Origin of the sequence: Microbacterium sp. 5K110 (assembly GCF_005774735.1) — a bacterium.
Taxonomy (GTDB): Bacteria; Actinomycetota; Actinomycetes; order Actinomycetales; family Microbacteriaceae; genus Microbacterium.
On record NZ_VBUM01000044.1, the window covers coordinates 19,449 to 27,183 of the forward strand.

8 protein-coding genes are annotated in these 7,735 nt (G+C 72.7%); 7 read left to right on the plus strand and 1 reads right to left on the minus strand.

All coding sequences use genetic code 11. The features are described from left to right. The first annotated feature begins 1 nt into the window (after position 1). The 4 genes from glmS (at position 2) to tsaE (ending at position 4,273) form a co-directional block, all read left to right on the plus strand. A complete protein-coding gene (gene glmS / locus FE256_RS11090) occupies positions 2-1,852 on the plus strand; it encodes a glutamine--fructose-6-phosphate transaminase (isomerizing) (RefSeq protein ID WP_138175581.1) in 1,851 nt (616 codons plus the stop codon). 413 nt (positions 1,853-2,265) lie between these two features. Next, positions 2,266-2,655: a holo-ACP synthase gene (locus tag FE256_RS11095; RefSeq protein ID WP_138175583.1), complete on the plus strand. Its 390-nt coding sequence runs from the start codon at positions 2,266-2,268 to the stop codon at positions 2,653-2,655. Further along, on the plus strand, positions 2,652-3,773 hold the full coding sequence (alr, locus tag FE256_RS11100; RefSeq protein WP_171024303.1) for an alanine racemase: 1,122 nt from the start codon (positions 2,652-2,654) through the stop codon (positions 3,771-3,773). Before FE256_RS11095 ends, alr begins: the two co-directional genes overlap by 4 nt. Then, positions 3,770-4,273, plus strand: a complete 504-nt coding sequence (gene tsaE / locus FE256_RS11105; RefSeq protein ID WP_138175585.1) for a tRNA (adenosine(37)-N6)-threonylcarbamoyltransferase complex ATPase subunit type 1 TsaE — start codon at positions 3,770-3,772, stop codon at positions 4,271-4,273. Before alr ends, tsaE begins: the two co-directional genes overlap by 4 nt. A gap of 7 nt (positions 4,274-4,280) precedes the next feature. Here the strand turns inward: tsaE and FE256_RS11110 are convergent, their stop codons facing one another. Then, entirely contained in the window at positions 4,281-5,198 is a 918-nt protein-coding gene (locus tag FE256_RS11110; protein WP_252370983.1) for an alpha/beta fold hydrolase, read from the minus strand. A gap of 199 nt (positions 5,199-5,397) precedes the next feature. Here FE256_RS11110 and tsaB point away from each other — a divergent pair, with 199 nt between their 5' ends. The 3 genes from tsaB to tsaD are packed head-to-tail and all read left to right on the plus strand — an operon-like array spanning position 5,398 to position 7,654. Further along, complete coding sequence (gene tsaB / locus FE256_RS11115; RefSeq protein WP_138175589.1) at positions 5,398-6,030, plus strand: tRNA (adenosine(37)-N6)-threonylcarbamoyltransferase complex dimerization subunit type 1 TsaB; 633 nt, start codon at positions 5,398-5,400, stop codon at positions 6,028-6,030. Next, on the plus strand, positions 6,030-6,539 hold the full coding sequence (rimI, locus tag FE256_RS11120) for a ribosomal protein S18-alanine N-acetyltransferase (RefSeq protein ID WP_138175591.1): 510 nt from the start codon (positions 6,030-6,032) through the stop codon (positions 6,537-6,539). The genes tsaB and rimI overlap by 1 nt, the downstream gene beginning before the upstream one ends. Then, on the plus strand, positions 6,539-7,654 hold the full coding sequence (tsaD, locus tag FE256_RS11125; protein ID WP_171024304.1) for a tRNA (adenosine(37)-N6)-threonylcarbamoyltransferase complex transferase subunit TsaD: 1,116 nt from the start codon (positions 6,539-6,541) through the stop codon (positions 7,652-7,654). Before rimI ends, tsaD begins: the two co-directional genes overlap by 1 nt. Positions 7,655-7,735 lie beyond the last annotated feature (81 nt).

Sequence of the window (7,735 nt, forward strand, 5' to 3'; positions counted from 1 at the left end):
TATGTGCGGAATCATCGGATACGTGGGTCCTCGGCAGAGCCAGGACATCCTGCTGGCGGGGCTGTCGCGGCTGGAGTACCGGGGCTACGACTCCGCGGGCATCGCCGTGATCGACGCCGACGGGGGTCTCGGAATGCGCAAGCGCGCCGGCAAGCTCGCCGTGCTCCGTGACGATCTCGTCGCCACGCCCCTGGCCGACGGCACGACCGGCATCGGGCACACGCGCTGGGCGACGCACGGCGGTCCGACCGACGCCAACGCGCACCCGCACCTGGCCGACGACGACAAGCTCGCCGTCATCCACAACGGCATCATCGAGAATTTCGCCGAGCTCAAGAGCGAGCTCGTGGGCGAGGGCGTGGCCTTCCGCAGCGAGACCGACACCGAGGTCGCCGCGGCGATGATCGGCCGCGAGTACGCCCGCACGGGAGACCTGGTCGCCGCATTCCGCGCCGTGGTGTCGCGCCTCGAGGGCGCGTACACGCTGCTCGCGATGCACGAGGACCACCCGGGCCTCGTCGTGGGTGCCCGTCGCAACTCGCCGCTGGTGATCGGTCTGGGCGAGGGCGAGAACTTCCTCGGCTCCGACGTCGCCGCGTTCGTCGAGCACACTCGCAATGCCCTCGCGATCGGGCAGGACGAGATCGTGGCGATCACGCCCGAGGGCGTCGAGGTCACCGACTTCTCCGGTGCTCCGGTCGACGTCGAGCCCTTCGAGGTCACGTGGGACGCTTCGGCGGCTGAGAAGGGCGGTTGGTCGTCCTTCATGGCCAAGGAGATCTCCGAAGAGCCCGAGGCCGTCGCCAACACCATCCGCGGCCGGGTCCACGAGGGCCGCGTCGAGATCCCCGAGCTCGACGGAATGGACGAGTTCCTCGCCGACATCGATCGCATCCTCGTCATCGCGTGCGGCACGGCGGCGTACGCGGGCATGGTCGGCAAGTACGCGCTCGAGACGTGGACGCGCGTCCCCGTCGATGTCGAGCTCGCGCACGAGTTCCGCTACCGCGACCCGGTGCTCTCCCCGCGCACGCTCGTCGTCTCGATCAGCCAGTCGGGCGAGACGATGGACACCCTCATGGCGGTGAAGTACGCCCGCTCGCGCGGCGCGAAGACGCTGTCGATCTGCAACACGCAGGGCGCGACGATCCCGCGCGAGTCGGATGCCATCGTCTACACGCACGCCGGCCCCGAGGTGGCCGTGGCCTCGACGAAGGCCTTCGTCGCTCAGATCACCGCGCTGTATCTGCTGGCCCTCCACGTCGGCCGCGTCCGCGGAACGATCGACCCCGTGGTCGCGGTCGAGGCCGTCACGGAACTCGAGTCAGTGCCGGGCAAGATCGCCCGCGTGCTCGAGACCGAGCAGGCGCGGATCGGTCAGCTCGCGCACTGGATGGCCGACACCCGATCGGTGCTGTTCCTCGGCCGGAACGTCGGGTACCCGATCGCCCTCGAGGGGGCGCTCAAGCTCAAGGAGCTCGCGTACATCCACGCCGAGGGCTTCGCCGCGGGTGAACTCAAGCACGGTCCCATCGCCTTGATCGAGCCCGGTCAGCCCGTGTTCGTCGTCGTACCGTCGCCGCGCGGTTCGGGAGAGATGCACAAGAAGGTCGTCTCCAACATCGAGGAGATCCGCGCCCGCGGGGCCCGCGTCATCGCGATCGCCGAAGAGGGCGACGTCGCCGTGCTCCCCGCCGCCGACGAGGTGCTGCGCATTCCGCTCGCGGCGCCGCTGTTCGAGCCGCTCCTCGCGGTCGTCCCGCTGCACATCTTCGCGATGGGTCTCGCCGAGGCGAAGGGCCTGGACGTCGACCAGCCCCGCAACCTCGCGAAGTCGGTGACGGTCGAGTAAGACCACACTCTTCGGGGCCGGATGCCACTGGCATCCGGCCCCTTTTCGCGCTCTGCCCTGCACAACTCCTGCGCGGACGGCCCGGATCGTCGCCGCGTGCCGCCCGGGCGCTGATCCCGCAGGAGTTGCGCGGTGCGGCTGGCCGGCGGCATCCCGTCTGCTCTGCGGGGTTGCGCCTGCACAACTCCTGCAGCTTCCCCCGGCAACGCGACGGCGGGGGGTCGCCAGGCGATCACGCAGGAGTTGTGCCCGCTGAAGGCGCGGCCCAATCGGCCCGCGCAATTCCGGCACGGTGCGACTGCGGGCGTCGGGCCACGTCGGCGGGATGCGCCGGCGTCGTGCGGGGTGGGGTGGCGCGACGTTCGGCGCCGTCCTCACGGCAGAATGGACAGGATGCCACGAGGGGAGGGCGCATGATCGTCGGAATCGGCGTAGACCTGGTCGACGTGCCGCGTTTCGAGCAGCAGCTCGCGCGGACGCCGCGCCTGCTCGCCCGGCTCTTCGCTCCCGCCGAGCGTCTGCTCAAGCCCCGGTCGCTGGCCGCCCGCTACGCGGCCAAGGAAGCCCTGATCAAGGCGCTCGGCGGCTCGGACGGTGTGTACTGGACCGACATCGAGGTGACGCCCGAACCCTCGGGACGCCCGACGTTCACGCTGAGCGGCGAGACCGCCACCACGGTGGCCGCACGCGGAATCACGGCGCTGCACCTGTCGATGTCGCACGACGCGGCTCTGGCGACGGCCTACGTCATCGCCGAGGCCCGCACCGTCGATACGGAACCCGCCCGAGAGGACCGCGCATGAGGATGGCATCCGGAGTTCTCCGCGAGGCGCTGATCGACGTCGATGCGATCGCCGAGAACGTGCGGCACCTGCGCCGACTCACGGGCGTCGAGGTCATCGCGGTCGTGAAGGCCGAGGGGTACGGGCACGGGGCGCACCGCGCGGCCCTCGCTGCCTTGCGCGGGGGCGCGACCCGCATCGGCGTCTCGGACATCGATGAGGCGCTGGCGCTCCGGCGGCGCGGCATCCGTGCCCCGATCTTCGCGTGGCTGCACGCCCCGGGCGCCTCGTTCGTCGAGGCCGTGCGCGACGACATCGAGCTGGGGATCTCCGACATCGATCAACTGCTGCGCGCCGGCGAGGCGGCGCAGGGCGATCGCCCCGCGGCGGTGCATCTGAAGATCGAGACGGGCCTGTCGCGCAACGGGATCGCTCCGGACGCCTGGAGCACGGTGTTCGCGGAGGCCGCACGGCTCGAGCGCATCGGACGCCTGCGCGTGGTGGGCCTCTTCTCGCATCTGTCGAACACGAGCGACGACGACGACCGCGCGGCCCTCGCCCGATTCGAGGAGGGCGTGCTGCTCGCCGCGGCTGCCGGGCTGAACCCCCCGCTGCGGCACATCGCGGCGACCCACGCTGCGATCGCCCTGCCCGAAGCGCGTCTCGACTGCGTGCGCATCGGCATCGGTATCTACGGTGTCTCGCCGTTCGAGGACCGCACGCCCGCCGACCTCGGGTTGCGCCCGGCGATGACGCTGCGCGGCGCCGTGGCTGCGGTTCGTCGCGTGCCGGCGGGAACCGGCGTCTCGTACGGCTACGCGTACCGCACCGAGCGCGATACGACACTCGCCCTGGTTCCCCTCGGCTACGCCGACGGGGTGCCGCGACACGCGTCCGGTCGCGGTCCGGTGTCGATCGACGGCCGCCGATTCACCGTCGCCGGGCGCATCGCCATGGACCAGTTCGTCGTCGACGTCGGTGATCACCCCGTCGCGGTCGGCGACGAGGTCGTGCTGTTCGGTGATCCGACCCTGGGGGTGCCGTCGGCGCGCGAGTGGGCGGATGCCGCCGACACGATCGACTACGAGATCGTCACGCGGATCGGCGCGCGCGTGCCCCGACGGGAGGTCCACGCATGAGCGTCCCCGACGAGATGCTCGGGACGCGCGAGATCGCCGACCCGGCCGACATGGAAGCCCTCGGGCGTGCACTCGGGCGTGCCCTCGAGCCGGGTGACGTGGTCGTGCTCACCGGTCCGCTCGGCGCCGGCAAGACGACCCTGACCCGCGGGATCGGCGAGGGGCTCGGCATCCGGGGTCCGGTCCAGAGCCCGACGTTCGTGATCGCGCGGACGCATCCGTCGCTCGTCGGCGGCGCGCCCCTGGTGCACGTGGATGCCTATCGGCTCGGCGCCGCCGTGGAGCTCGACGACCTCGACATCGACGTGGCGCATTCGGTCGTCATCGTGGAGTGGGGGCGCGGCGTCGCCGAGTACCTCGCCGACGGGTGGTGGGACATCGAGATCGAGCGGGAGTCCGGTGGACGCGGCGTCGACAACGCGTGCGGCGAGATCGCCCCGCACACCCTCGACCTCGACGCCGATGCGCCGCGGACCGTGACGATCTCGCGCCGATCCTGACCGTGATTCACGTGGGCTGCCGGTCCCGCTCCGGCGCCGCGCGCCGACCGGGCTGTGCCGCCCACACCTCCCGCAGGGCCCGCAGGGTCTCGTACGCCTGCTCGACGTGGGCGAAGTGCCCGCTGTCCGCGAGGACGCGTTCGCGGTAGTCCGTGATCCGGCGGCGGGCCTCGCGCGAGTCGTGACGTCCCGCGAACACGTCGTGGCGACCGCGCACGGCCCGCACCGGCGCCGTGATCCGCCGCCACGCATCATCGTCGTGCGTGCGGGCGGCACGCGCGGCGGCGAGGAAGGCGGCCGGGCGGATCTCGTCGGCCAGCGCATCCGAGACGGAACGGTCGACGCGATCGGGGTGGCGGAACAGCGGGCGGGAGAGAACCCGCAGCAGTCCGGTTCGGCGCAGCCCCCGCAGCAACGGACGCGACAGCGGGCCGAGGCCGCGCAGGATCGCCATGGCCGCCACCATGCCGGCGAAGGCCGGGAGCCGCGCACCGCCCGCGAGTGGGCGGCGGGCGACCGCGCGCACCGCCGCGCCCGTGGGCGAGACCAGGCCCACGGCGACCGTCTGCGCCGGGAACCGGGCGGCGACGTCGAGGGCGACCACGGCGCCCAGGGAGTGCCCCACGATCCGCCACCGGGGGTATCCGAGGGCGCGAGCCGCCGCGGCCACGGCATCGGCGACATCCGGCGGCGACGGCACGGCGCCCCGTGACTCACCCCAGCCGGGAAGGTCGATCGCGATGACGTCGTCGACGGGGATGCCGAGTCGGTCGGCCGCGGTCAGCAGGGGCGTCCACGTCGTCCACGACCCGGCGGCACCGTGCAGCAGGACGGTGGCCACGGCCCCCTCGGTGCGCCGACCGGCGTGCACGACGACCGGTCCGACGGCCGTGGGCACCACCAGTCGGTGCAGTCCTCGTTCCATACCCCTCATTCGGAGCCGAGGCGTCTCTCGGATGCCTGCGCAACTCCGGCACTTCCGGGGGTCTGAGACCGCCGATCCTCGGGGCTGCCCCTTTTGCCGGAGTTGTGCGCCCCGCCGGGCGGTGGCCGGATGCGGGCGCGAGGCAGCCATCCGGCCAGCGGGCGACACCCCTGTCGGACGCCCCGGATACCCTGGAGCCGTGATCCTCGGCATCGACACCTCCCTCGGCACGGCAGTGGCGGCGATCGCGCGCGACGGCGAAGTGCTCGCCGACGAGCAGAGCGCGAACCCCCTCGGGCACGCCGAGGTGATCGGTGACCTCCTGCGTCGAGCCGCCACCGCCGCCCCGGCGCCCTCTCACGTCGCCATCGGCATGGGGCCCGGTCCCTTCACGGGGCTGCGCGTGGGGATTGCGACGGCTCGCGCCTACGCCTTGGGGCGTGGCATCCCCGTCGTCCCCGTGCCGAGCCATGACGGCGTCGCGCTGGGCGTGCTCCTCGCCGACGCGCTCACCGGTGCCGACACCCCGCGCTTCGCGGTCGTCACCGACGCCCGCCGCAGAGAGTTCGCCTACAGCGTCTACGACGGCCTCGACGACGACGGCCTGCCGGTGCGGATCGCGGATGCCGCCCTCAGCCCCCGCGACGACCTCGACGCGCGTCTGGCCGAGGCCGGTGCCGTCCGGTACGACGCGACGAGCGTCTCTGCCGCGATGATCGCGCTCGTCGCGGCACGCGCGCTCGACGCGGGTCGAACCCTCGCCGAGGCCGAGCCGCTGTATTTGCGCAGCCCAGACGTCGTGGCCGCCCACGCCCCGAAGCGGGTGAGCTGATGACGACGCGCGCCGCCACCGCGGCCGACCTCGACGCGATCATGGCGCTCGAGCACGCCTCGTTCCCCACCGACGCGTGGAGCCCCGCGATGATGCGCGAAGAACTCGCGTCGCCGCACGGCTGGTACGTCGTGGTCGAAGAGGCCGGGCGCCTCGTCGGCTACGCGGGTCTGCGTGCCGTGCGCGGTTCACGGGATGCCGACATCCAGACGATCACGATCGCCGAGTCCGCGCGCGGGCGCGGACGGGGTCGGGCGCTGTTGAGCGAGCTCCTCGTCGAGGCCGAGCGTCGCGGCGTGCACGAGGTGTTCCTCGAGGTGCGCGCCGACAACCCGGTCGCTCAGGCGCTGTACGCCTCGGAGGGATTCGCCGAGGTCGGCCGACGCCCGCGGTACTACCAGCCCGACGACGTCGACGCGATCGTCATGCAACTCGATCTCCGCGGCTGGGCCGCGCGCCGCACTCCGGATGACGCGACGACGACCACGACCGGAAAGGGATGGTGCTGATGGACGCGCCCCTCGTGCTGGGCATCGAGACCAGCTGCGACGAGACCGGTATCGGGATCGTCCGCGGCCGGCAGCTCCTCAGCAACACGATCGCCTCGAGCATGGACGAGCACGCCCGCTACGGCGGAGTCGTGCCCGAGGTCGCCGCGCGCGCCCACCTGGAGGCGCTGCAGCCCTCGATCGACGCGGCACTCGCCGAAGCCGGCGTGGCCCTGTCCGACATCGACGCGGTGGCCGTGACGAGCGGCCCCGGGCTCGCCGGCGCGCTCATGGTCGGCGTGGGGGCCGCGAAAGGTCTCGCCGTCGCCCTCGACAAGCCGCTCTATGCCGTGAACCACCTCGTCGGCCACATCGCGGCCGACATCCTCGACGCCGACGCGGGGGAGCTGGAGTACCCGACCGTCGCGCTGCTGGTGAGCGGCGGGCACACCTCCCTGCTGCTCGTGCGCGATCTCACCAGCGACGTCGAACTCCTCGGCGAGACGATGGATGACGCCGCGGGGGAGGCGTTCGACAAGGTCGCGCGCCTGTTGAAGCTGCCGTACCCCGGCGGCCCCGAGATCGATCGCGCCGCCGCCGACGGTGATCCCACCGCCATCCGCTTCCCGCGCGGGCTCTCGCGGGCGTCCGACATGGCCTCCCACCGGTACGACTTCTCGTTCTCGGGCCTGAAGACCGCCGTCGCCCGGTGGGTCGAGCAGCACGAGGCGGCGGGAGAGCCGGTGCCGGTGGCCGATGTGGCCGCGTCGTTCCGCGAGGCCGTCGTCGACGTGCTCGTCACCAAGGCACTGGACGCGTGCGAGCGGTTCGGGGTGCCCCGACTGCTCCTGGGCGGCGGGGTCATCGCCAACAAGCGCTTGCGTGACGTCGCCCTCGAACGCGCAGCCGCCGCAGGCGTCGCCGTGCGCATCCCGCCGCTGCGGCTCTGCACCGACAACGGCGCGATGATCGCCGCGCTCGCCGCCGAGCTCATCGCGTCGGGCTGTCGCCCGTCGACCCTGGCCTTCGGTGCCGACTCCACGCTCCCGGTCACCGAGATCCAGGTCGCCGAGGACCCGGATGCCACGGCCCCCGGCGCGGCGCTCGGACCGACCGCGGTGCGGGTGAGCACGTGAGCGCCCCGACGCCGCCGAGCCGCCGTGCCCGCAAGGCGGCGCAGGACGCGGCATTCGCTCCAGCCGGGGCCGGGGCCGGGG